This window comes from Acinetobacter sp. neg1 (genome assembly GCF_000788125.1).
Taxonomy (GTDB): Bacteria; Pseudomonadota; Gammaproteobacteria; order Pseudomonadales; family Moraxellaceae; genus Acinetobacter; species Acinetobacter vivianii.
In genome coordinates, this window is record NZ_JSZD01000021.1 from 18,340 (window position 1) to 42,605 (window position 24,266).

Annotated in this window: 22 protein-coding genes; 10 read left to right on the top strand and 12 right to left on the bottom strand. The window is 42.6% G+C overall.

Annotation, left to right across the window (positions count from 1 at the left end; genetic code table 11):
- Positions 1-369 precede the first annotated feature (369 nt).
- From PJ15_RS17230 to PJ15_RS17245, 4 genes are read right to left on the bottom strand one after another with little or no spacing between them, the layout of a single operon-like run.
- On the bottom strand, positions 370-1,113 hold the full coding sequence (locus PJ15_RS17230) for an SDR family oxidoreductase (protein WP_047432921.1): 744 nt from the start codon (positions 1,111-1,113) through the stop codon (positions 370-372).
- Between the two features lie 19 nt (positions 1,114-1,132).
- Positions 1,133-1,831 carry a histidine phosphatase family protein gene (locus PJ15_RS17235; protein WP_047432924.1) on the bottom strand — a complete coding sequence of 233 codons (699 nt, stop codon included), beginning with the start codon at positions 1,829-1,831 and terminating at the stop codon, positions 1,133-1,135.
- Positions 1,828-2,949, bottom strand: coding sequence for a phosphotransferase family protein (locus PJ15_RS17240; RefSeq protein WP_047432926.1), 1,122 nt, complete (start codon positions 2,947-2,949; stop codon positions 1,828-1,830). The genes PJ15_RS17235 and PJ15_RS17240 overlap by 4 nt, the downstream gene beginning before the upstream one ends.
- Positions 2,950-2,961: 12 nt before the next feature.
- The gene (locus PJ15_RS17245; protein ID WP_047432928.1) at positions 2,962-4,194 is read right to left on the bottom strand and encodes an acyl-CoA dehydrogenase family protein; all 1,233 of its coding nucleotides are present in this window, start codon (positions 4,192-4,194) and stop codon (positions 2,962-2,964) included.
- Positions 4,195-4,299: 105 nt separating this feature from the next.
- On the opposite strand from PJ15_RS17245, the gene PJ15_RS17250 reads away from it, so the two are divergent.
- From PJ15_RS17250 to PJ15_RS17270, 5 genes are all read left to right on the top strand, one after another.
- On the top strand, positions 4,300-5,214 hold the full coding sequence (locus PJ15_RS17250) for a LysR family transcriptional regulator (protein WP_047432931.1): 915 nt from the start codon (positions 4,300-4,302) through the stop codon (positions 5,212-5,214).
- Between the two features lie 297 nt (positions 5,215-5,511).
- On the top strand, positions 5,512-6,468 hold the full coding sequence (locus PJ15_RS17255) for a TerC family protein (protein WP_004776481.1): 957 nt from the start codon (positions 5,512-5,514) through the stop codon (positions 6,466-6,468).
- Positions 6,469-6,748: 280 nt separating this feature from the next.
- On the top strand, positions 6,749-8,065 hold the full coding sequence (guaD, locus tag PJ15_RS17260) for a guanine deaminase (protein WP_047432942.1): 1,317 nt from the start codon (positions 6,749-6,751) through the stop codon (positions 8,063-8,065).
- A 225-nt stretch (positions 8,066-8,290) separates the two neighbouring features.
- A complete protein-coding gene (gene hpt, locus PJ15_RS17265; protein ID WP_004776485.1) occupies positions 8,291-8,818 on the top strand; it encodes a hypoxanthine phosphoribosyltransferase in 528 nt (175 codons plus the stop codon).
- 251 nt (positions 8,819-9,069) lie between these two features.
- Positions 9,070-9,321: a GlsB/YeaQ/YmgE family stress response membrane protein gene (locus PJ15_RS17270; protein WP_004776487.1), complete on the top strand. Its 252-nt coding sequence runs from the start codon at positions 9,070-9,072 to the stop codon at positions 9,319-9,321.
- Between the two features lie 56 nt (positions 9,322-9,377).
- Here the strand turns inward: PJ15_RS17270 and PJ15_RS17275 are convergent, their stop codons facing one another.
- Positions 9,378-10,076, bottom strand: coding sequence for a DsbC family protein (locus tag PJ15_RS17275; protein ID WP_047432945.1), 699 nt, complete (start codon positions 10,074-10,076; stop codon positions 9,378-9,380).
- 430 nt (positions 10,077-10,506) lie between these two features.
- Between PJ15_RS17275 and PJ15_RS17280 the strand changes: the two genes are divergently transcribed.
- Positions 10,507-11,697, top strand: a complete 1,191-nt coding sequence (locus PJ15_RS17280) for a PilT/PilU family type 4a pilus ATPase (RefSeq protein WP_047432948.1) — start codon at positions 10,507-10,509, stop codon at positions 11,695-11,697.
- Positions 11,698-11,750: 53 nt separating this feature from the next.
- On the opposite strand, the gene mnmE is transcribed toward PJ15_RS17280, so the two are convergent.
- The 5 genes from mnmE to rpmH form a co-directional block, all read right to left on the bottom strand.
- The gene (gene mnmE, locus PJ15_RS17285; RefSeq protein ID WP_047432952.1) at positions 11,751-13,106 is read right to left on the bottom strand and encodes a tRNA uridine-5-carboxymethylaminomethyl(34) synthesis GTPase MnmE; all 1,356 of its coding nucleotides are present in this window, start codon (positions 13,104-13,106) and stop codon (positions 11,751-11,753) included.
- A 113-nt stretch (positions 13,107-13,219) separates the two neighbouring features.
- On the bottom strand, positions 13,220-14,977 hold the full coding sequence (gene yidC, locus PJ15_RS17290) for a membrane protein insertase YidC (protein WP_004776493.1): 1,758 nt from the start codon (positions 14,975-14,977) through the stop codon (positions 13,220-13,222).
- Positions 14,978-14,982: 5 nt separating this feature from the next.
- On the bottom strand, positions 14,983-15,303 hold the full coding sequence (yidD, locus tag PJ15_RS17295; protein WP_004660550.1) for a membrane protein insertion efficiency factor YidD: 321 nt from the start codon (positions 15,301-15,303) through the stop codon (positions 14,983-14,985).
- 9 nt (positions 15,304-15,312) lie between these two features.
- Positions 15,313-15,708, bottom strand: a complete 396-nt coding sequence (rnpA, locus tag PJ15_RS17300; RefSeq protein ID WP_005260345.1) for a ribonuclease P protein component — start codon at positions 15,706-15,708, stop codon at positions 15,313-15,315.
- 27 nt (positions 15,709-15,735) lie between these two features.
- Complete coding sequence (rpmH, locus tag PJ15_RS17305; protein WP_000831329.1) at positions 15,736-15,870, bottom strand: 50S ribosomal protein L34; 135 nt, start codon at positions 15,868-15,870, stop codon at positions 15,736-15,738.
- A 667-nt stretch (positions 15,871-16,537) separates the two neighbouring features.
- Here rpmH and dnaA point away from each other — a divergent pair.
- The 4 genes from dnaA (at position 16,538) to gyrB (ending at position 22,831) form a co-directional block, all read left to right on the top strand.
- Complete coding sequence (dnaA, locus tag PJ15_RS17310; protein ID WP_004776496.1) at positions 16,538-17,941, top strand: chromosomal replication initiator protein DnaA; 1,404 nt, start codon at positions 16,538-16,540, stop codon at positions 17,939-17,941.
- A gap of 112 nt (positions 17,942-18,053) precedes the next feature.
- Entirely contained in the window at positions 18,054-19,202 is a 1,149-nt protein-coding gene (gene dnaN / locus PJ15_RS17315) for a DNA polymerase III subunit beta (protein WP_047432957.1), read from the top strand.
- Positions 19,203-19,230: 28 nt separating this feature from the next.
- On the top strand, positions 19,231-20,313 hold the full coding sequence (gene recF / locus PJ15_RS17320) for a DNA replication/repair protein RecF (RefSeq protein ID WP_005260342.1): 1,083 nt from the start codon (positions 19,231-19,233) through the stop codon (positions 20,311-20,313).
- A 49-nt stretch (positions 20,314-20,362) separates the two neighbouring features.
- On the top strand, positions 20,363-22,831 hold the full coding sequence (gene gyrB, locus PJ15_RS17325; protein ID WP_047432959.1) for a DNA topoisomerase (ATP-hydrolyzing) subunit B: 2,469 nt from the start codon (positions 20,363-20,365) through the stop codon (positions 22,829-22,831).
- 33 nt (positions 22,832-22,864) lie between these two features.
- On the opposite strand, the gene PJ15_RS18690 is transcribed toward gyrB, so the two are convergent.
- Together PJ15_RS18690 and PJ15_RS17330 are read right to left on the bottom strand one after the other, a co-directional pair.
- Positions 22,865-23,041 (bottom strand): hypothetical protein, encoded by a 177-nt coding sequence (locus PJ15_RS18690; protein WP_171248625.1) that lies wholly within the window; start codon positions 23,039-23,041, stop codon positions 22,865-22,867.
- Complete coding sequence (locus PJ15_RS17330; protein ID WP_047432961.1) at positions 23,025-24,182, bottom strand: PepSY-associated TM helix domain-containing protein; 1,158 nt, start codon at positions 24,180-24,182, stop codon at positions 23,025-23,027. Before PJ15_RS17330 ends, PJ15_RS18690 begins: the two co-directional genes overlap by 17 nt.
- Positions 24,183-24,266: the final 84 nt, after the last annotated feature.

Consider the following 24,266-nt stretch of genomic DNA (forward strand, 5'->3'; position numbering starts at 1 on the left):
TTTTGCCGTACCGTAAGGTGAAAGCTATGCTTGAGCAACAAACCACGCACTTTGTTTGTCTTGCGCTAACTCAAAGCTTTAAACGCTTTAGTTAGCTCAGGTTGTGGATGACGTTTACGCGTATCGTCTTTCTTGTCGAACTCAGATTAAATTAATTTCTTGCTGATATTTACTATTGTGACGGCGGCATGGATGCCGCCCGTTGGACTGTGGTATAGGGATATACCATCAGTCCAACAAAAGATTTTTGTTACTTTTCATCTTTGAAAAGTAAGGAAACGCCTATACCCAAACAACTCGACTATTCAGCCTATATGAGGCTGTGAAAACTTGCCAAATAGAGATATCTCCGATTCATTTTAATGGCAATCAACTCAGTTTATTCACCAATTTTAATGGCAAAATCTTCATTGCTATGCCCATTGGCAACCACGGCCACTGCGGCACATAGGCTTTCACAGGCTCTTTCTCAATTGCTTTGACCAAGGCTCGACTTCCTGTTTTCTCATCCACTTCAAACGGCAGTTTCTTAGCACCCTCATTCAATTCAGTACGAATATAACCAGGGAAAATCGTCGAGACTTTAATTGGTGTACCCAGCAATTCAGCACGGATGCCTTCAGCTAGATGCGCCACCGCCGCTTTACTGGCTGCATAAGTCGACAAATGCTTCGGTAAACCACGCATCGCACTCATAGAGGAAATCACCACCAAATGCCCTTTGTTTTGCGCTCGAAAAATTTCAACTGCCGCTTCGCATTGCGCCAATGCCGAAATAAAATTGGTTTCCGCCGTAGCCCGATTCACTTCAAAATGCCCTTTACCAATACGGCGACCATCACCGACACCTGCATTGACAATAATACGGTCAATGCTGCCAAATTCTTGCTGAAAAGCTTTAAATACGGTAAACACGTCATCGTAATGGGTCACATCAAGAGTCTTGATTTTGACCTGAACTGAAAATTGGCTTTGCAAATCCTGTTGTAACGCTTCCAGACGTTCTAAACGTCGTGCGCAAAGCGCCAGATTGTAGCCTTTGGCTGCGAATTCACGCGCCATACCTGCGCCTAAACCCGAACTTGCACCTGTAATTAAAATTGTTCTTGCCATTTCCGCCACCTATTCTTGTTTAAATCCATGTGAGAAGTTCTGCATCATGTGTTTTTAAATAATGATGTTCATTAAAACTCAGTAATTGCAAACGTCCATCCACCCAACGCAGCGTGCTAATACTGGCATTAGCAATCGACCAGTTCAGCGCAAAGATCTGTTTCGCATCTAAACCCAAGACCTTGCCAACTGCCACCGAAATGACACCACCTGAGCTGAATACAACCGCCTGACGCTGTTGTGTCGCATCAAGCTGCTGACATAGGCCGTGCAAAGCGCTTTCTACACGACTTTGGAAGCCTAACCATGTTTCATGATATTCATGGTCATATTGCTCTCCAATCCAGCGCTCAATCGCCCCATCAAAGATTTTTGCCAGATAGGCACGTGGGTTTGCAACTTGTGCGACATCCTGCTTGAGTAAGTCAGGCTGATTAAAGCGTGGTTCGTATTGAGCAAACACATGTTGATGATCAAACTCATTCCAGCTGGATTCAGTTTGAATCGATACATCTGCAAAACCTTGCGCTAAAGCGAGTTGCGCCGTTTGTTGATGACGCTGCATTGAACCCGCCACCACCAAGGGTGAAGATTTCAAAGTTTTATTAAGAAACTCACCCGCTGCTTGTGCCTGTTGCTCGCCTTTTGCAGAGAGCAGGTCATAGCTAGCTGCTCCAAAGGAGGCCTGCCCATGCCGCACCAGATAAATTGTGCTCATCCTTTTAAAATTTCCTTCAGTTTTGCGCCATATTCAGGAATTAATTGCTGGGCTTGTGTATCTCCTTGTGCAATCAATTTTAAGGCACGAATATGCAGGGCATGAATCAATATCCAAAAGTCTTTAAAGGCTGGATTATCGGTTTGCTGATGGTAATAACGGTAATAGATTTGCTGTGCAATCACGGCTAGGCGGAACAGGCCAAACACTTCATAAAATGCCCAGTTATCAGGCTTTAAACCTGTTTTTTCCAGATAGTAATCCACCACTTGCTGACGTGTCAGCATGCCTTTTAGATTGGTCGGTTGACGGCGGCTGGATTTCATCAATGCATTATCATCGTCCTGAATCCAGTAGGCGAGGGCGCTGCCCAGATCCATTAATGGATCACCGAGCGTTGCCATTTCCCAGTCCAGTACCCCAATCACTTGAGTGGGTTGCTGTGGATCTAAAATGACATTATCAAAACGCCAGTCATTATGAATCACACAGGTTTTTGAATCCGCAGGAATATGTTGTTGCAACCATTCACGCACAAACGCGAAATCAGGTACATTCGGTGTCAAAGCCTTGCTATAACGGGCATCCCAACCTTCGACCTGACGGCGGCAATACCCTTCACCTTTGCCTAGTTTTTCTAACTCTGTGCCTTGATAAGGCACTTGATGCAGCTCAATCAATTTATCTAAGACATTCAGGCAAAGTTGCTGTACTTGCTGCTCATCCAGCTGTAATTCCTTGGGTAGATTCGCACGTGGAATAATGCCCTCAATCCGCTTCATCACATAGAAATCACAACCAATCACGCTGTCATCTTGGCACAGCGCGATCATTTCAGGCAGGACAGGATAGAAAGGTGCCAGATACTTCTGCACATTGTATTCACGTGCCATATCGTGCGCTGATTTGGCCTTGGTGCCTTTCGGTGGACGGCGTAGGATCAGGTCAGCATTGTCATACGCTAAACGGTAAGTCCAGTTGGATGCGCCACCTGAATATTGGGTGACTTTTGCCTGTCCTTGCGAATTCACACCCTGATTTTTTAACCATGTTTCAACCGCTGCAATGTCCAGTTCCTCACCGTGACGAACCTGACCACCAATATCAATTACTGCCATTTGCTTTTATCCTTATCCACGACCATAGCCACGTTTTTTGAGTTCTAATTTAGCAATCATGCCTTTATGAACCTCATCCGGTCCATCGGCCAAACGTAAACTTCGCGCCTGAGTAAAGAAAGCCGTTAACGGTGTATCACGGGAAACCCCTTCGCCGCCGTGGATCTGAATCGCCATATCCACCACATTTTGCAAGACGGTTGGCGCAACCACTTTAATGGCTGAAATTTCAGTTAATGCCGCCATATTGCCTTGCGTATCCATCTTATAGGCAGCGTATAAGGTCAATAAACGCGCCTGATCGATCTGCACACGCGCATCGGCAACGCGTTCCAGATTCCCGCCCAGCTTGAGCAGTTCTTTGCCAAATGCCTTGCGCGACATGCCACGGTCAATCATCAGTTCCAACGCTTTCTCTGCCGCGCCAACACAGCGCATACAATGATGAATACGCCCAGGGCCTAAGCGGCCTTGAGCAATTTCAAAACCTTGTCCTGCACCACCAATGAAGTTGCTGACAGGCACGCGAACATTGTCAAAACTGACCTGTCCATGCCCATGTGGTGCATCGTAATCGCCAAACACTGGCAGCATACGTTCAATGGTTACGCCAGCGGTATTGACCGGTACCAGCACCATAGAATGCTGGTGATGACGGTCTTTGCTTGGGTCAGGCGTATAAGCCATAAAAATAATGATTTTGGCATTTGGATCACCTAAACCTGATGACCACCATTTACGTCCATTCAAGACAATTTCATCACCCTCTACCACCGCAGTCGCCTGCATATTGGTCGCATCACTGGATGCTACCGCAGGCTCGGTCATACAGAAAACTGAACGAATCTCACCGTTGAGTAGAGGTTGTAGCCATTGCTGTTTTTGCGCATCGCTACCATAGCGCCACAACACTTCCATATTGCCGCTATCGGGCGCATTACAGTTAAATACCGTTGGAGCAAGCAGGCTACGTCCAGTCAGTTCAGCAATGTGTGCATATTCCTGAACCGATAAACCCGCGCCGAGCTCGGCATCAGGTAAGAACATGTTCCATAAGCCCGCTGCTTTTGCCTTATCTTTCAATTGTTGTAATTGTTCAGTCCATTGCCATTTGGTCCAGTCACCATCGACATTGAGGCGATGTACCTCATCCCAGAATGCTTTTTCAATAGGTTCAATTTCTTGTTGGATAAACGCTTGCGTTCGTGCAATAAAATCCTGCGCACGTGCTGATAATGCAAACATCCTTTTCTCCCTCAATATAAAATTTGGCGAAAGCTGATTCGCTGCTTTACATCACCATAAGCGAAAATTTATTATGAATGAAATGATTTTATTTTATTCAAAACTATGAATCAGATTCATAATAGCAACCCGCTGGAAGTGGGACATTTTCATCGTATTGATATTAATTTATATCCGCTTTTTATTGCGATTTTTGAACAGAAGAGCATTTCTAAAGCGGCACAATTGCTCTGTATCAGCCAATCTGCCGTGAGTCATGCCTTGCAACGCTTGCGTAGCCAGCTTGGTGATGAGTTATTCGTGCGCAGCGGTCAAAAAATGCTGCCTACACCGTATGCGGAGCAAATTTACCAGCCGATTCAAACCGCATTATTAACCATTCAAAGTATTGCCGTGCCGCAACAGGACTTTGTGCCTGAGATGTTGCACAGCTTGAAAATCGCCATTCATGACGAAATTGAGCCGATTATTTTTCCGCAGTTGGTGCATCATTTTGCGCAACTGAATCTGGACATCCAGTTCCTGAGCTCCAAACTGGATCGTAAAAACATGTTGGCTGATCTTTCTGCCCAACAGATTGATTTTGTCATTGATCTGGTACAACCGTATCAGGCCAGCTTACAGTTTGAAAATCTGATTGAAGACCATTTTGTGGTGTGCACCCAGCAGGCCAATATGGATTTATCGCTGTATTTGTCTTCACCGCATATTGGGGTGTCTTCACGGCGTACTGGGATTCTGCTCGAGGATATTTATCTTAATCGGCAGCAATTATCCCGCCAGATTTTCCTACGCTGCCAGCACTATGCAACGGCATTACAGATACTGAATCATTATCCCAACGCCATTCTGACCATTCCGCAAAGTATCCTCAAGCATTTGCATTATTCCAAAGCTTTACACATCCATCCTTTGCCAATCGAGCTGCCTCAAATCAATATGGGTATGTATTGGCATGAAAATGTGAAACATAACCCACGCCATCAATTTTTACGGACGGAAATCCTGAAAATTTTTTAGACCAGCGTTGCTGATGAATATTTGCACATTATTTAAAAGTATGTAATTCTATGCGCATATTTGGATATGAATATCCATACAGAATATGTTGACAAGGGGAGTAGCCTCCTCCAGACCTAAGCGCTGAATGCCTTAGGTGTCAGAGCTTCGTCATTACACTTTGCAAAAAGTCGGACTCTGAGCATCACAATCCATCGTGGTGTAGGCAAGACCTTGATCATGTTGAAACAGATGTATTAATTCATCTGGCAACTGGTCGAGGTTTTTTTATGTCCATTTGCCAGATAGGGAGTTGTGATGGAAACTATCGGTAATTTATGGCTCTATGTCGCATTCTTCGGTCTCGTCACCGTAATGCTACTGGTCGACTTTTTAGGCTTTAAACAAAAACAAAATCAGGACGTGCCGATCAGACAGGCAGCCTACTGGAGTATTGCTTGGGTCAGTGTTGCAGTGATTTTTGGTGGTGGATTATGGTTTTATCTACAGCAAACCGTAGGTGCAACCATTGCAAACCAGAAAACCATGGAATACTTCGCAGGTTATCTACTGGAAAAATCATTAGCGATCGATAACGTTTTCGTTTGGTTGATGATTTTCGCAGCTTTTGCGATTCCACCTGCATATCAACGTAAAATCCTGCTTTACGGCGTACTCGGCGCAATCGTGCTTAGAACCATTTTTATCTTTATTGGTGCGTGGTTTGTGCAAGAATTCTCTTGGGTGCTATATATCTTCGGTGCATTCCTAGTCTACACAGGCTTTAAATTCCTGAAAGGTCAGGATGAAGAAGATACCAATATTGAAGATATCAAGTTACTGAAATGGTTACGCAAACATATGCGTATCACGCCACAGCTTGAAGGCAACAATTTCTTCGTTCGCCAGAATGGTGTGTTATGGGCAACGCCTTTATTTTTAGTTTTGATTTTGGTTGAAGCATCTGACGTGATCTTCGCTGTGGATTCCATTCCTGCAATTTTCGCCGTGACCAGTGACCCGTTCATTGTTTTAACCGCAAACTTGATGGCGATTTTGGGTTTACGTGCGATGTTCTTCTTATTGGCAGGTGCTGCATCGAAAATGCATTACTTACCGTATGGCTTGGGCATCATCTTATTGTTCATTGGTGCAAAAATGTTATTGCTCGATGTGTTCCACATGCCAATCTGGATCTCGTTAGGCTTTATTGTTCTGGTATTAAGCATTACCGCTTATCTATCGTTACGTCATAATAAGCGTCAAGCGCAATAACACATCTAATATAAAAAGAGCCTGCATTGCAGGCTTTTTTTATTAGGGAAATAAATCAATCGCGCAAGCAAGGAGAGTCATTGATTGTCCTGTTTAATCACGGTTCCAATCTCTTATTTTTTTACACTTCAGCTATGCCATGACCCACCCGCCAAAATGAGAACGTTCGGTGTATAAGTCACATTTATATACCTTTTAAGCACGTTAATTAGCCGAATAATCCAGTAAATTTGGCAAAATCAGGTACAATCAACCGAAAAAAGTAAAATTGTAGGTTGTTATGACTTTGGCTACTCCAACCACGGTAATTCGTGGTCGCTTCTTAGATATTCAAAAGACCGTTTCTCAAGCCACTGAAATTGCCGATCAAGTCCGTTATATCGAAGACGGCGTAATGATCACTGAACAAGGTAAAATTCGCTGGTTTGGCACGTGGAACGACGCTCAAGCCCATCTTCCTGCAAACGTTGAAATTCAGCATTATCCAGAACAATTGATCATCCCAGGCATGATCGATACACATATCCATTTCCCACAAACGGAAATGGTCGGTGCCTACGGCGAACAATTATTAAGCTGGCTCAATACCTATACGTTCCCGACTGAAATTCAGTTTAAAGACAAAGCTTATGCCCAAGACATAGCCAAGTTTTTTGTCAATGAATTGCTTAAAAACGGTACCACCACTGCATTGGTGTTCTGTACGGTACATCCTGAATCTGTGGATGCTTTATTTGAAGCCGCAGCACAGCACCAGATGCGTTTAATCGCAGGTAAGGTGATGATGGATCGTCATGCACCAGAAGCGCTGTGTGATACCGCAGAGAGTGCCTATGATGATTCTAAAGCCCTGATTGAGAAATGGCATGGTCAAGGGCGTGCTTTATACGCAATTACCCCACGTTTTGCGCCAACGTCTACACCAGAACAACTGGAAAAAGCAGGACAACTCAAAGCTCAATATCCTGATGTTTATGTGCATACACATTTAAGTGAAAACAAAGATGAAATCGCATGGGTAAAAGATCTATACCCTGAGCAGGACGGTTATCTGGATGTTTATCATCATTATGGCTTAACCGGTCAACGTTCTGTATTTGCGCATTGCGTGCATCTAGAAGATGCAGAATGGAAATGTATGCATGAAACCAACTCTGCGATCGCCTTCTGTCCGACTTCAAACCTGTTCTTGGGCAGTGGTTTATTCCCGTTGAAAAAGACATGGGAACAGCAAGTAAAAGTCGGTTTAGGCACTGACGTTGGGGCAGGGACTTCATTTAGCCTGTTGCAAACCGTGAATGAAGCGTACAAAGTCCAACAGTTACAAGGCGATAAACTTTCTGCTTTTGAATCACTGTATCACGCGACACTTGGTGGTGCGAAAGCACTGGATCTGGATGAGAAACTCGGTAACTTTAACATCGGTAAAGAAGCGGATTTCGTGGTCTTGAATACCCAGCCAACCGCATTACAACAACTGCGTCAGTCACGTTCAAAATCGGTTGAAGATAGCTTATTTGCTTTATTCACCATGGGCGATGACCGAAATATTGAGGCGACTTACATCTATGGACAAAAAGCCTATAGCCAAAACTAAATTTTTAAACAAACAAAGACTTGGGTGGCTATGTATCGCGATTGCATGTGCTGTTCTACTTAAACGTGACAGCTCATCTGCTCAAAATGAAACACTTTCTTCGTCATCAAAAGGTGCATGAAAAGTGATTTTGTTTTAAAATTGCCAGATTAGCTCAAGATTTCGAGGTGTTGCAGGTCAACACCTTTTTTATTTTCCCGTTTTTAAGTTTTTAGGAATCTACCGATGACCATTGCAATGCGCATTATGATTTCAAGTGAAGAGATTCAAGCCAAAGTTAAAGAACTTGGCGACAAAATCAATGCACACTATGCTCAAAGTGATAAAGAACTGGTACTGATCGGCTTATTACGTGGTTCAGTCATTTTTATGGCAGATTTATGCCGTGCAATCGACAAACCACATGAACTCGATTTTATGACCGTGTCTAGTTATGGTGGTGGAACCGTTTCCTCTCGTGATGTCAAAATTTTAAAAGACCTTGATGGCGAAATTCACGGTAAAGATGTACTTGTGGTCGAAGATATTATCGACTCAGGTAATACGCTAAGCAAAGTGGTTGAAATGCTTAAAACCCGTAATCCAAACTCAATTGAATTATGTACTTTAGTGAGCAAGCCTTCACGCCGTGAAATTCCTTTAGATGTAAAATTTCTGGGCTTTGAAGTCGAAGACCGCTTTATTGTGGGCTATGGCCTCGACTTTGATCAAAAATATCGTCACTTACCATTCATTGGTGAAATCGGTATCTAATCAAATCTTGCTATTCACACCTCAAAACAGGTGAATAGCATAGATCCATGTTTATCTTGCGCTCGGATAAAGTATTCATTTGCTTTATCTTGGCTCGAGTGTGAAAAGCAGCTTTTTTATTGATACTTTAATCAAATCCTCCCAAAGCTTGCACAAAAATACGACATAACTCAGTAATCCACTACAGACAAAGTCTGCTCGAATCAAGCAGGATAGAAAGAAATATCACTTTTAAAACAAGGAGAAAGACAATGTGGTCTCTAATTGTGGCAATCGTCGTTGGTTTTTTTGCTGGTTTAATCGCACGTGCTTTACATCCTGGTGAAGATAAAGCAGGCTTCATCGTAACGACTTTATTGGGTATTGCGGGTTCATTATTGGCAACCTATGGTGGTCGCTTACTCGGCTTATATGGTGAAAATTCGGCGGCTGGTTTCATTGCCTCTGTGGTTGGTGCCATCATTATTTTATTTATCTACAATCTGGTCACCAAAAAAAGCTAAAACGTATTCAATTAAAGCGCCCAATTCATTCATCACAATGAATTGGGCGTTTTTATTTATAGACCGAGTTCTTTCCAGATCATTTGAATTTCTTCAGCGCTTCTTGCACCGACCATTTTAAATCCATTTCCAAAAATCAGGGTCGGGGTTCCATCTACACCTAATTTTCGACCAAGCTGCAAATTACGCTCAATCGGATTCGCACAGGTTTTTGCTTGCGGCTGGACATTCTTCTGGATCAGGTTTTTCCATGCATAAGCTTGATTGGCGTCACACCAGACTGATTTAGATACAGCAACCGATTGCGCTTTTAGCGGATAAATGAAGGTATAAATCGTTACATCATTCAGCTTATCCATCTCTGCTTCTAACTTCTTGCAATAAGAACAGTTTGGATCTGAGAATACTGCCAATTGACGCTTACCATTGCCTTTGACGGATTTAATGGCATCTTTGAAAGGCAACTGTTTCCAATCTACCGTGTTTTGCTGGATCACGAGATCCTTGGTCAAATTTTTCTGATCTTTTAAGCGAACCATTGACCCGATAAACATGTGTTGGGCACTTTCATCCAGATATATGATCTGATTATCCAGACTTGCACTGTATAAACCATTCATTGCAGTCGGTTGAATGTTGGTGACCTGAATATTGGGATATTGTTGACTCAAATTGCTTTTTAAGGTCTCTACATTGGCAAAGCTCATGGCAGAAACACAACTGAATAATGAGAAAATCCCAATTTTTTTTAACATGTCCAACACTCGAATACAAAAATCAGCGGCTATTGTAATGACTAATGCAGCAGCAAACAGCTCAGCTTACTCAGCAACAACCAAAATTCAACCGATACGCGCGATGTTTCACGTGGAACATACCTGATATGAGCAAAACTAGATTTACACGGCTCACCAGCTGCATTTTTAGTAAAAAATTGACAATTTTTTTCACATCAACTTGAAATGGCAGCATTAAATTAAAAACCTGCTAGATCAATCGAGTCATGTTTGAAATAATTCCTCAGCAAGAGATGAAATGTGGAAATTATTGAGCAAACATTTGGGGTGTTTTTTAGGCTTAATGGTCTTGGCTTATATTTAAAAAACCACATAGACCATTCTTTTAATTGAATTTTTTAAATCAAATCGCAACAAACCATCTTATTATTCAGATTCAGGTAGATTGATGTATAGCGCAGAATTACTCGAAGAAGCCAAAACATTTATGTTTCATATGCTGACCAAAGTAGTGGAATACGGCGGTTCAGATTTATTTATCACCGCAGATTTTCCACCCAGCATTAAATTACAAGGACTTATGCGTCCACTCGGGCAACAGGAACTCACTGCCGATAAAACCAAACTCTTCGCGTATAGCTTAATGAATGAAAAACAGCGCCAAGATTTTGAAAATGAATGGGAATGTAATTTTGCCATCAATGTTCCCAATGTTTCACGTTTTCGTGTCAATGTATTTAAACAACAGCTACAGATTGGCATGGTTATTCGTACCATTACCTCGGAAATTCCAACCTTTCAGAAGCTAAAGCTGCCTGAATCGCTTAAACATGTGATTATGGAAAAACGAGGCCTGGTTCTGGTTGTCGGTGGTACAGGCTCAGGTAAATCAACCTCTTTGGCGGCCATGATTGATCACCGTAATGAAAACTCAGCGGGGCATATTATTACCGTTGAAGATCCGGTTGAGTACGTGCATAAACACAAAAAATCCATGATTACCCATCGTGAAGTCGGTGTTGATTGTCATTCATGGCAGCATGCCTTGAAAAATACCTTACGTCAGGCGCCCGATGTGATTCTGATTGGGGAGATCCGTGATACGGAGACCATGGAACATGCGATTGCTTTTGCGGAAACAGGACATCTTTGTCTAGGGACCTTACATGCCAACAATGCCAATCAGGCACTCGACCGGATTATCAACTTCTTTCCAGAAGAACGGCGTAACCAGTTACTCATGGATCTTTCATCCAATATGAAAGGCATTATTTCTCAACGTTTGGTACGAACACAGGATGGCAAAGGTCGCCGGGCGGCGATTGAAATTCTGCTCAATACACCATTGATTTCAGATAATATTTTAAAAGGCCAGTTCCACGCACTCAAAGAGATTATGAGCAAATCGCGAGAGCTGGGGATGCAAACCTTCGATCAGGCTTTATTCGATCTCTATAACGAAGGTGCTATCAGCTATGACGAGGCTTTACGTAACGCCGATTCAGTCAATGAATTACGTTTACAGATCAAGCTCAAAGCTACACGTCAGGAAGGCGCACCGGTTGCCATGATGACTGCATTAAACGTCGTAGCAGAACCAAAAGCTGAGGAAGAGCAAACCGCTGAAGAGAATGAATAAAAAATGGCTTGAATTGCACTACAATTCAAGCCGCTAGTATTTGATTTAATTGATTATTTACCAATACAAAACGAACCAAAAATCTTGCCGAGCAAATCATCGGCACTAAAATCACCTGTGATTTCACCCAATGCATTTTGTGCCAGACGCAATGATTCTGCCACCAGTTCACCTGCGTTAAACACAACAAGTTGCTCACGTGCCTCTGCAAGATAGCGCTGAGTGCGCTTCATTGCGTCTAAATGGCGTGTTCTGGCAATAAAGGTGTCTTCCTCAGGCTGGAAGCCTGCATGGGCTGTAATCGCATCTATGAGCGCCTGAACGCCCATATCCTGTTTGGCAGATACACTAATATGACGGAAGCCCTGATAATCAGTCATTTCCGCCTGTTGTCCAGTTAAATCGCATTTATTGCCAATTAACAGTAAACGTTTCGGTTCAAGATGATCGGCAAAATATTCACGCGCCAGCTGTAACGGTTCATCGCCTTGGTTTAAATCGTAGACCAGCAGTAATAAATCGGCCTGTTCAATTTCTTTAATCGCACGACGAATCCCTTCCTGCTCGACGATATCGCCTGTTTCACGTAAACCAGCAGTATCGGTTAAGGTAATCGGCAAACCATTCAAACTGATCTTTTCATGCAATACATCGCGGGTCGTTCCCGCAATATCGGTCACAATGGCACGTTCGTGGCCCGCCAGCGCGTTTAACAGGCTGGATTTGCCCGCGTTGGGCTTACCTGCGATCACCACCTGCAAACCTTCACGTAAGAGCTGTCCTTGGCGTGCAGATTGCTGTACGGCCTTAACCGAATCCTGTACATCATCCAGCAAAGCTAAAATCTTGCCATCGGCAAGGAAATCAATTTCTTCTTCTGGAAAATCAATTGCAGCTTCAACATGCAAACGCAAGTGAATCAGCTTTTCTAAAACGGTATTAATTTTGGTTGAAAAGGCACCCTGTAATGAACGAACCGCTGAACGCGCTGCGGCCTGTGAGGTGGCATCAATCAAATCGGCGATCGCTTCGGCTTGCACCAGATCCATCTTGCCATTTTCAAAGGCACGCATGGAAAATTCACCCGCCTTTGCAGCTGTCGCACCCAGATCAAGTAAACGGGCTAATAACGCATTCTGAATGACTGGACCACCATGCCCCTGTAATTCCACCACATCCTCACCTGTAAACGAATGAGGATTTGGAAAACACAGCACAATGCCTTCATCCATCACGGAACCATCCGCGTCATAGAACTGACGGAAGCCTGCCATGCGGGCAGCAGGAAGACTTTTCTGGGTCAACTGTTCAGCAATGGCATAAGCTTTAGGGCCAGAAAGTCGAATCACGCCCACACCACCACGACCTAATGGGGTAGCAATCGCAGCAATTGTGGTTTGATGTTGCATCTTAAATTCACCTAAAAACACGAGGGTTATGAAACAGGAACCCTAAATACAGACAAAGAAAAATCCGCTTAAGATTACCATCTTAAGCGGATTTATTCAGTAAAAGTTCGAACTTAAGAACTCGATTCAACCTTGTTGAGACGGTCTTTTTCGACACCTTTGTTAATAAACCATTGTTGCAAAATGGTAATACTGTTGTTGACGATCCAGTAAAGAACCAAACCAGCAGGGAAGAACAACATGAATACCGTAAACATGATTGGCATGATACGGAAAACTTTTGCCTGCATAGGATCAGTAGGTTGTGGATTCAACATTTGTTGAACGAACATGGTCACACCCATGATCAACGGCAAGATAAACCATGGATCCATTGCTGATAAGTCTTGAATCCAGCCTAACCATGGTGCATGACGAAGTTCAACCGATTCCATCAATACCCAGTACAAGGCCAAGAAAATCGGCATTTGTAACAATAACGGCAAGCAACCAGACAATGGATTGACTTGTTCACGCTTGTATAACGCCATCATTTCTTGAGAGAAACGCATACGGTCTTCACCAAATTCTTCTTTCATACGTTGCATTTCTGGTGCAATCACACGCATTTTCGCCATTGAGCGATAACTTTTTGAAGAAAGTGGCCATAAAATCAATTTCACCAAGATCGTCAACAAGATAATTGACCAACCCCAGTTACCAATGATGTTATGGAAGAACTGTAAGCCCAAGAACAATAATTTCGCAATTGGCCATAACCAACCATAATCTACAGTTTGGTTTAAACCAGCAGCTAAGTCTTTGAGTTCAGACTGAATTTTTGGGCCAGAATAAAGTTGTGCATCCACTTCCATTGACGTACCAGCAGGTACATTGATCACTGGAGAGGTGAAGCCCATGATATTCATGTGATCAGCAGACTGGCGCGATTCCAGTTTAGCTACATACGGTTGACCATCAGCTTGGGTAAGTTTTAAATTCCCAGGAATCCAGGCACTAACGAAATAATGCTGAACCATGGCAACCCAGCCGCCTTTGGCTTCAACATTCAATTTTTCATCATTAAAATTGCTGAATTTCAACTTGTTATAATGCGCGTCTGGCGTACCCCATGCGCCACCCAGATAAGTTCCAAGGGTAAAGATACCTTGAGAAGATTTACCTGGATCATCAGAATTGTCACGCTTTAACTGACCAAACATTTGGCCTTGCCAGTTTTGCTGGCTGCGGTTAACAACCTGATGTTTCACTGTAATTGGGTAATCACCTTGCGTGAAGGTGAACGACTTGATCACTTCCACACCTTCAGGTGTTTTAAATACCAATGGCACAGTCAACACTTGATGTGTCTTACCATCTTTTGCTGCAACGCTCTTCGCATCTGCCAACGTATATGCTGTTTTTTCAACATCATACATCGGGCGTCCGCTACGGCTGCTATCTGGTCCATTTAAACCAATTAAACCAGATTGAGCGACGTAAGTACGTTTCGCATCACTTTCCAGCATGACAAACGGCTTATCGCTGTCTTTGCTTTCATCATGGCTTAACAATTCAATACGAACGATATCACCACCTTTAGGATTGATCCAAAGATGATAAAGATCAGTTTGTACTGAAATCAGTTGCTGACTCACAGATGGTGTTTCTGTGGTTTGTGATGCAGTCACATTTGCTTGTGGCAAGTCTGAAGCCGCTGTTGCATTTTGAGCATTTGGCAAATCTGCAGATACATCATGTGCAGTGACAACCGCCGCTTGTTGTTGCGGTGCTGGTGCAGCATGACCATAGTCTTTTTGCCAAGCCAAAATAAGCAAATATGCGGTAACAAACATGGCTCCAAGAATTGCAAATCTGGCCCATTGTTGCATATCTATTATCCCAAATGATTAGAGAGATTTTGCTTGAATAAACGATCACGAAAGGGTACAGCAACGTGATGCATTTGAGAATCTATTTGATGAAACGAAATAAAACGAAGTGCTTTGCGGGGGACTGGATCATAGCCTGAACCACCCCAAGGATGACAACGGCAAATTCGCTTAGTCGATAGCCATACACCTTTGACCGCCCCATGCGTTTGTAAAGCTTCAATTGCATATTGCGAGCAAGTGGGAATATAGCGACAACGAGGACCCAATAATGGACTAATTGCAATTTGGTAACATCTTATCAACCAATGAAGTAAACGTACCATTGGAGATCTCTAATTTTGGAGGGATGTCACAACGACTTTGGAATGCTTCTTTGCTAAGCGTTGTAATTTTTGCCAAGCAAAATCTAATTGTTGATGTAATTCTTCATTTGAGATTGCTTCTATACCTATTTTAGGCATCACCACAATATCGATATCAGCATTAAATTGCGCTTGATGTAAACGGAAGCTCTCCCGAGCAAGACGTTTTATTCGATTTCGTTCATGAGCACGACGTACCTTTTTTTTAGCAACGACAATACCCAAACGGCTGTTAGGCTGTTCGGTTAATTTTGCTAAAAAAAGGAAATGGGGCTGATGCACTTTAAAAAGCGCACCATCAAATACACTTTTATAATCAGCAGCACAACGAATACGAGATTCAGTACTGAAACTGTAAAGTGTCATCACCCAAGTCTGGTCAGCTTAACAGTATTAAACAGTTAAGCTATGACGACCTTTTGCACGACGACGAGCTAAAACTTGACGACCTGCTTTAGTAGCCATACGAGCGCGGAAACCATGAACGCGTTTACGCTTTAATTCAGATGGTTGGAAAGTACGTTTCATTTCGAAACTCCAAAATGATCTTTCTATAAAGGTCCGCGATTTTATTGTGCAATGTTTACGCTGTCAATGAAAAATCAAAAACTTTACATTTTGTTTGTTCTGTTTTGAAGCAATACGCCTACGCGTAGAGAAGTACTTTTATTGAAAACAAAAAATATACACAAGCTATCTCTTTATATTATATCAACATTCAGCTATATTCACAGCTTAATACCACAGTTATCAACAATTCTATTTCTAATTTAAATTTAATTCTTGGATTTTGAATTTAAATTTCGATATGCTCGTTTATCCACAATTTGGTCGAACCCTATAAGTAAATTCAAATTTTAAAATTTAAATTTATTCTTATTAGGGTGGATTTATTCTGTGGAAAGTGACGTTTTTCTATAAATAAACAAATAGTTACTTTGTGGATAACCATGTTTTTATCAATTTTATAGATTGTGGATAACTTGATGGTTAAAATTATCCACAGCTTGTGCGAAAAGTTATACACAAGTGGTTTTGAATTTAAATTTATAAACGACTGCTTTCTTTTTCAGCAAAAGTCCCATAAATTGGCCTGACAGATGTGGATAACTTAGTTAGAATGGCGACCCCTTCGAAAGATGGGGCTGGTGATTTTTATTTTTTGAATTTAAAAATGGATATATAGGGGATGCACATGCTCTGGACAGACTGCTTAACTCGCTTGCGACAAGAGCTATCTGATAACGTCTTTGCGATGTGGATTCGTCCTTTAGTTGCCGAAGAGGTTGATGGTGTGATGCGTTTATACGCACCGAACCCTTATTGGACACGTTATATTCAAGATAACCATTTAGAATTGATTTCAATTCTTGCTGAACAACTGTCTGAAGGTCGCGTACGTCAGGTTGAGATTTTGGTCGACTCTCGTCCAGGTACAATTTTGTCTTCTAATGAACAACCAGCAACCACAACTGCAGCTTTAAGTAGTGCGCCGACAGTGACCGCCGTGCCTGTTAAAGCCAAAAAAGAATCTGATTTGGTTCAACCCAGTCAAAATGTCACTAAAATACCGAAGAAAAGACAACTCAATCCGTTATTTACATTCTCTTTGTTTGTTGAAGGCCGTTCTAACCAGATGGCTGCTGAGACTTGTCGTAAGGTGTTAACCCAATTAGGTGCATCTCAGCACAATCCTTTATTTCTGTATGGCCCAACAGGCTTGGGTAAAACACACTTGATGCAAGCGGTAGGGAATGCGCTGTTACAAGCCAAACCCAATGCACGTGTGATGTACATGACCTCGGAAAGTTTTGTGCAAGACTTTGTCAGTTCATTACAGAAAGGTAAGGTTGAAGAGTTTAAGAAAAATTGTCGTTCTTTAGATTTACTCTTGGTCGATGATATTCATTTACTTGCTGGTAAAGAAGCCAGTCTTGTTGAATTCTTCTATACTTTCAATGCTTTACTAGATGAATCAAAGCAAATTATTTTAACGTCAGACCGTTATCCAAAAGAACTCACCGAACTAGATCCACGTCTGGTTTCTCGATTCTCTTGGGGACTTTCAGTTGGTGTTGAGCCGCCTGATATTGAAACCCGTATCGAAATTTTGCTGAAAAAAGCTGAAAATAGTGGTGTAGATTTACCTCGCAACTGTGCTTTGTTTATTGCGCAACAAGTGGTCGCAAACGTTCGTGAACTTGAAGGTGCATTGAACAAAGTTGTGGCAATTTCACGATTTAAAGGTACCGCCATCGATCTGGATGTGGTGAGAGAGTCATTAAAAGACGTTCTGGCGATCCGTGCCCGTACCATTAGCGTGGAAAATATCCAGCGTGTGGTGAGCGAATACTTCCGAATTCCGTTAAAAGAACTGATTGGGCCAAAACGTACCCGTATTTATGCAAGACCACGTCAATTGGCGATGGGATTGGCGCGTGAATTAACGGGAGATAGTTTTCCCGAAATCGGAATGGCCTTTGGTGGGCGAGATCACAGTACCGTGATGCATGCCTGCGAAAAAGTGGTCAGCTTGCGTGAAGAAGATCCGATTTTTAATGAAGATTATAAAAACTTACTTCGTTTATTACAAAGTTAGGCCTGAGCATAATCTCGGCTGACTCAATTTTCATGGTTGCAAACTGCTTTTAAGTGCAGCATAGTACACTGCTAACATTCATATCGGCTTCTGTTGTAAGAGGAATAAAATCGTGCGTTTGAAAATCGCTAAAGAAAGTTTACTCAATGTTTTATCACATGTAGTCGGGGCTGTAGAGCGTCGTCATACTTTGAATATTCTTTCAAATGTTAAAATTCAAACCACTCAACAGGCCTTAACCATTACAGGTTCTGATTTAGAAGTTGAACTGGTTGCAAGCACAACGTTAGCTGAAGGTGCTTGTCTGGAAGCAGGGGAGACCACTGTTCCTGCACGTAAATTAGTCGAAATTTGTAAATCTCTTCCTACAGCAGCCTTGATTGACTTACAAATTACAGAAGATCAGCGTTGTATTTTAAAATCGGGTAACAGCCGCTTTGTGTTGGGTACGCTTCCAGCTGATGATTATCCTTTACTCACCACTGAAAATAGTCAGGGCACACAAGTTCAGGTGACTCAGCGCGAATTAAAACGTTTATTTGAAAAAACGGCCTTTGCAATGGCGGTACAGGATGTACGTTTCTATTTGACAGGTACATTGCTGGAAATTGATCAAAATCAATTACGCACCGTAACAACAGACGGTCACCGTTTAGCATTATGTGAAGTATTGGCGTCATCAACTGCTTCTGCATCGATTCAGGCAATTGTGCCTCGTAAAGCAGTGGGTGAATTGCAGCGTTTGTTGAGCATTGAAGATGAGCAACTTACCTTGTTAATTGGTCGTGAATTGTTGAATGTCACGATTAATACGCCAAGCCGTGATAAAGAGCAGGGTGATATTACTGTTCGTTTCACCACCAAATTGATTGACGGTAAATTCCCTGATTATCGCCGTGTTATTCCGAAAGGTGGTGATAAGCATGTCTTTATTGCGCATGATGTATTTAAGCAGTCTTTACAACGTGTTGCGATTTTAAGTAATGAGAAATTACGTGGTGTGTTCCTGAATTTTAATCAGGATTCGTTGCAACTCCGTGCTAATAACCCAGAGCAAGATGAAGCGGTTGAAGATATTGCAATTCAATATCAGGATGCCCCACTAGAAATGTCATTCAATGCGCAATATATCCTTGATGTATTGAGTGTGCTGGATGGTGATGATGTGAGAATGAGCATGACTGAAGCAAACCAGTCGGTACTTGTTCAAGATCCAGCGCATCCAGACCAGACTTACGTTGTTATGCCGATGCGTGTGTAATTGGCATTGATGATTTGAGTTTTTAAGCATGCAAATCACGCGTTTAAATATCGAACGTGTACGTAATCTAAAGGCGGTTGCACTCAATGAGTTGCAACCGTTTAATATTTTTTACGGGTCTAATGGTTCTGGAAAGACATCGATTCTGGAATCCATTCATTTATTGGCCACTGGTCGCTCATTTCGCACCCATATTCCAAAACATTACATCCAGTATGAGGCGGATGATGCGATTGTATTCGCACAGTCGGCGAGTGAACGGATTGGTATGCAAAAGCTGGCTTCGGGTGAGCAACTGATCAAGGTCAATGGTGATACCATTGCCACTCAAGGACAACTGGCAAAACTTTTGCCCTTGCAGCATATTGATCCGCAAAGTACCGATATTATTGATCATGGCGCCAAACCAAGACGGCAATTGCTGGACTGGTTGATGTTCCACGTGGAACCTGAGTTCTATTTTGCTTGGCAGTACTATTCTCGTGCCTTAAAACAGCGCAATAGCTTGTTAAAGACACGGCGTAACCTGAGTCTGGCGGATTTAGAGCCGTGGAACAAAATGCTGAGCGATTATGGCGAAATTTTGCACTCGCAACGGGTCGGTATCGTGGAGCAATGGAACCAGTTTTTTCAGGAAGATTTGCAGCAGCTTTTGCCAAATCTTGAAATTGAACTGGAATATCATGCCGGTTTTCATACCGAACAAGGTCTGTTGCAAGACCTGATTCAACAGCACCAAAGAGACCAGGAACGGCGTTATACCGAGTATGGCCCACATCGTGCAGATTTGCGCTTGAAAACCCCGTATGGCAACGCAGATGACGTATTATCGCGTGGGCAAAAAAAGTTGTTAATCATGGCATTAAAACTGTCACAAATTGCAATGCTGCATGCGAGTAACAAGGAAACTGTGGTATTATTAGATGATCTGACAGCAGAGTTAGATTTAGCTGCACAACAACGTTTAATTGAGCGATTGAGTCAGTTAGGAAGTCAGGTTTTTATGACGACCTTAGACCATACGTCGGTATTAAAACACTTACATGATTTGTCGATTTCCTTTCAATTGTTTCACGTTGTCCAAGGCCAAGTCAGTCTTGCTGCGCCATAATTTTATTTCCTCATCTTTGGATAGATTAGATATTTACTAGGGAGTAACCATGAGTTCAGAGTCTCAATCAGTCTCTCAAACAGAACAAACAAATGAAAAGGCTTATGATTCCTCTAGTATTAAAGTATTACGTGGATTAGACGCGGTTCGTAAACGTCCTGGCATGTATATCGGTGACACCGATGACGGTACAGGTTTGCACCATATGGTGTTTGAGGTGGTGGATAATGCCATCGATGAAGCTTTAGCAGGTCATTGTGACGAGATCTTAGTGACGATTCATGAAGATGAGTCAGTCAGTGTGTCTGATAATGGTCGTGGTATTCCAACCGATATTCACCCTGAAGAAGGGGTGTCTGCGGCAGAAGTTATTCTGACCATTCTGCACGCGGGCGGTAAGTTCGATGACAACAGCTATAAAGTATCGGGCGGTTTACACGGTGTAGGTGTTTCGGTTGTAAATGCGCTTTCTAAGAAATTGCATTTGACCATTCAACGTGCAGGTAAAATCCATGAGCAGGAATATGCACATGGTGATCCTCAATATCCATTGAAAGTTGTGGGCGAAACTGACCAATCAGGTACAACAGTTCGTTTCTGGCCAAGTGAATTGACCTTTAGCCAAACCATTTTCAGTGTTGATATCTTGGCACGTCGTTTAAGAGAACTTTCATTTCTGAATGCGGGTGTACGTATCGTATTGCGTGATGAGCGCGTTAATCTTGAGCACGTTTACGATTATGAAGGTGGTTTATCCGAGTTCGTTAAATATATTAACGAAGGTAAAACCCATCTCAACGATATTTTCCATTTCACCACAGATGCAGACAACGGTATTGGGGTTGAAGTGGCATTGCAGTGGAATGACAGCTATCAAGAGAATGTTCGTTGCTTTACCAACAATATTCCGCAAAAAGATGGCGGTACTCACCTTGCAGGTTTCCGTGCAGCATTGACCCGTGGCTTAAACAGCTACATGGAAAATGAAAGCTTACTAAAAAAAGAAAAAGTTGCTGTGACTGGTGATGATGCGCGTGAAGGCTTAACTGCCATCATTTCAGTGAAAGTGCCTGATCCAAAATTCTCTTCACAAACCAAAGAAAAACTGGTGTCGAGTGAAGTGAAACCTGCGGTCGAGCAGGCGATGAACAAAGAGTTCTCGGCTTATTTGCTTGAAAACCCGCAAGCGGCGAAATCGATCGCTGGTAAGATTATTGATGCAGCACGTGCGCGTGATGCTGCTCGTAAAGCACGTGAAATGACACGTCGTAAGAGCGCTTTAGACATCGCTGGTTTACCAGGTAAATTGGCAGACTGTCAGGAAAAAGATCCAGCATTGTCTGAACTTTATCTGGTCGAGGGTGACTCTGCGGGCGGTAGTGCGAAACAAGGTCGTAACCGTAAGATGCAGGCGATTTTACCGTTGAAAGGTAAGATCCTGAACGTTGAACGTGCGCGCTTTGACAAGATGATTTCCAGTCAGGAAGTGGGAACTTTAATTACCGCTTTGGGCTGTGGTATCGGACGTGAAGAATACAACCCAGACAAATTACGTTATCACAAAATCATTATCATGACCGATGCGGACGTGGATGGTTCACATATTCGTACTTTGTTATTGACCTTCTTCTTCCGTCAAATGCCAGAATTGGTTGAGCGTGGATATATTTATATTGCACAGCCACCATTGTATAAGTTGAAGAAAGGCAAGCAAGAGCAGTACATCAAAGATAATGATGCACTTGAAACTTACCTGATCTCAAACGCGATTGATGAACTTGCATTACATGTGAGCCCTGAAGCGCCTGCGATTAATGGTTCTGCATTGGCAAGTGTGATTGCTGATTATCAGGTATCACAAAAGAGTTTACAGCGCTTAACGCAACGTTATCCAGCAAGTTTACTGGATGGCTTACTTGAGCTGGATGCATTTAAAGCAGATCACAACCATGAACGCGACTATGTTGAATCATGGGCTGAGCAATTACGTGTTGCAATTGAAAAGTTACAACCGAGCTTGCGTCCTGAAATTAGCTTGGAAGCGTTTGAGCGTGAAAATGCGCAAGGTGAGAAATCAGCGCATTATTGGCCACGTGTAACGGTCTATGTGCATAACTTACCGCATTCTTATTTACTCGATGCTGGTCTGTTAAATTCTGCTGAATATGCACGTTTGCTGAAAAACTCGAAGAGCTGGTTCAGCTTGCTTGAAGATGGGGCTTATCTGCAAAAAGGTGATCGCCGTATTCAGGTTAACAGCTTCCACCAAGTGTGGCAGCACATTTTACAAGACTCGCGCCGCGGTATGATGATCCAACGCTATAAAGGTTTGGGTGAGATGAACGCTGAGCAGCTTTGGGAAACCACGATGGACCCTGAAAACCGTAATATGTTACAGGTGACCATTGATGATGCGATCGAAGCAGATCGTATGTTCTCATGCTTGATGGGCGATGATGTAGAACCACGTCGTGCCTTCATTGAAGAAAATGCATTAAATGCAGATATTGATGCTTAATTAATTTAGGCATCAATAGCATGTAAAAAGAGCTTATCTTTTGCGTTGCTGTAAAAGATAAGCTCTCCATCCTGCGACTAAAACTGGAAGCAGGGTGATCATTAGAAAAATAATATCTGCAATACCCTCCATCAGCAGCATTCCAATAATCCCTAAAATACTGCATAAAGCCATTAGCCATAAGAAACCTGACTTATTCCATAGTTGCATTGTTGGCTCCTTTTAAACTTTTTTGCTGACGTTTTGCCCACCATAGCCCAGCACCATTCAGGGTAATAAATAAGCTTAAAAGCGTACATAAGCTCCACAGGATCTTTAATGGCATACCGCCGTAATTACCAAAATGTAGAGGCTGAGAGAGCAAGATGGCTTTCAGATAGGTAGGGAGTTCTTCAACAGTATCGACTTGTCCTGTGGCTGCATTGACCAAGGCAACCTTCAGCATTTTTTCGTTTAGACCTTCATCACCTTGCAGCAATACCATGTAATGCCCTTGAGTCGAATATTCAGTTTTAGGATAGAACACAGTGGTAGGGTGCCAGCCGACTTCACCTTTTTGTGCAGCAGCATAGATATCATCTATGCTTAGTGTCGGGTTAATTGGGCTGACATGATGATATTTGTCTTGAAGAGCTTTCAGTTCAGTCATTTGCCAGAGACCAATGGCAACCGTACCAAAACCGAGTAAAAAGCCTGTTAAGGTCACCACCAACGCCCAACCGAGTATCGCTGAACCGATTAAGTTATGTAAATCGAGTTGTAATAAACGCTGACCTTTGCCTGTTCGAATAATCCCAAAAAAGAATTTTTTCACATAAGGGGTGTAAACCACCAGCCCTGAAATCAGTGATAAGAACACTAGAAAGGCAATCAAGGCACCTATCAATTGTCCAATAAAACCTAAAAACCAGTTGGCATGCAGTTCCAGTAAGAAACCCGTTAAAGTATCCCGTTCACTTGGTTGCTGAATCAGCGTAGCAGAACCAATATCTGCAAATAGCCAACGCACTTGCTCAAAACTCTGTTCTGGTTTTGCCATTCCGATCAGCAGTACACCCGGATGATGCTCAGGATCGTAGCCTGTACTGATAATGTGTTCATCAGGATAGGCATTTTGTGCTGTGGCTAATGAATCTGCGAGTGGGCGCTGTTGTTGTAAAGAGGAGTGAAGCGCCGTCGGTTCCATACCAAACGCATGATCGATTTCTTCATGAAAGATCAGAATGATTCCCGTGATTGATAAAATCGTAAAGGGAAGGACAATCACTAAGCTGATCCAGCGGTGAATCCATAAATTGATGCGGAACCAGCGTGAATTGGTTTTCTTCGCTGAAGTGATTGTTTGGCTCATAACTGATTATTCCATGCTGAATGGATCATGGCTTCCCCGAATAATTTATATTTTTACAAGCCGATTCTATTTTTATTGATAATT

Bases quoted from the DNA above. Each gene is read 5' to 3' on its own strand.
- PJ15_RS17230 (WP_047432921.1), bottom strand. From the start codon at position 1,113: ATGGCAAGAACAATTTTAATTACAGGTGCAAGTTCGGGTTTAGGCGCA.
- PJ15_RS17235 (WP_047432924.1), bottom strand. From the start codon at position 1,831: ATGAGCACAATTTATCTGGTGCGGCATGGGCAGGCCTCCTTTGGAGCA.
- PJ15_RS17240 (WP_047432926.1), bottom strand. From the start codon at position 2,949: ATGGCAGTAATTGATATTGGTGGTCAGGTTCGTCACGGTGAGGAACTG.
- PJ15_RS17245 (WP_047432928.1), bottom strand. From the start codon at position 4,194: ATGTTTGCATTATCAGCACGTGCGCAGGATTTTATTGCACGAACGCAA.
- PJ15_RS17250 (WP_047432931.1), top strand. From the start codon at position 4,300: ATGAATCAGATTCATAATAGCAACCCGCTGGAAGTGGGACATTTTCAT.
- PJ15_RS17255 (WP_004776481.1), top strand. From the start codon at position 5,512: ATGGAAACTATCGGTAATTTATGGCTCTATGTCGCATTCTTCGGTCTC.
- guaD (WP_047432942.1), top strand. From the start codon at position 6,749: ATGACTTTGGCTACTCCAACCACGGTAATTCGTGGTCGCTTCTTAGAT.
- hpt (WP_004776485.1), top strand. From the start codon at position 8,291: ATGACCATTGCAATGCGCATTATGATTTCAAGTGAAGAGATTCAAGCC.
- PJ15_RS17270 (WP_004776487.1), top strand. From the start codon at position 9,070: ATGTGGTCTCTAATTGTGGCAATCGTCGTTGGTTTTTTTGCTGGTTTA.
- PJ15_RS17275 (WP_047432945.1), bottom strand. From the start codon at position 10,076: ATGTTAAAAAAAATTGGGATTTTCTCATTATTCAGTTGTGTTTCTGCC.
- PJ15_RS17280 (WP_047432948.1), top strand. From the start codon at position 10,507: ATGTATAGCGCAGAATTACTCGAAGAAGCCAAAACATTTATGTTTCAT.
- mnmE (WP_047432952.1), bottom strand. From the start codon at position 13,106: ATGCAACATCAAACCACAATTGCTGCGATTGCTACCCCATTAGGTCGT.
- yidC (WP_004776493.1), bottom strand. From the start codon at position 14,977: ATGCAACAATGGGCCAGATTTGCAATTCTTGGAGCCATGTTTGTTACC.
- yidD (WP_004660550.1), bottom strand. From the start codon at position 15,303: ATGGTACGTTTACTTCATTGGTTGATAAGATGTTACCAAATTGCAATT.
- rnpA (WP_005260345.1), bottom strand. From the start codon at position 15,708: ATGACACTTTACAGTTTCAGTACTGAATCTCGTATTCGTTGTGCTGCT.
- rpmH (WP_000831329.1), bottom strand. From the start codon at position 15,870: ATGAAACGTACTTTCCAACCATCTGAATTAAAGCGTAAACGCGTTCAT.
- dnaA (WP_004776496.1), top strand. From the start codon at position 16,538: ATGCTCTGGACAGACTGCTTAACTCGCTTGCGACAAGAGCTATCTGAT.
- recF (WP_005260342.1), top strand. From the start codon at position 19,231: ATGCAAATCACGCGTTTAAATATCGAACGTGTACGTAATCTAAAGGCG.
- gyrB (WP_047432959.1), top strand. From the start codon at position 20,363: ATGAGTTCAGAGTCTCAATCAGTCTCTCAAACAGAACAAACAAATGAA.
- PJ15_RS18690 (WP_171248625.1), bottom strand. From the start codon at position 23,041: ATGCAACTATGGAATAAGTCAGGTTTCTTATGGCTAATGGCTTTATGC.
- PJ15_RS17330 (WP_047432961.1), bottom strand. From the start codon at position 24,182: ATGAGCCAAACAATCACTTCAGCGAAGAAAACCAATTCACGCTGGTTC.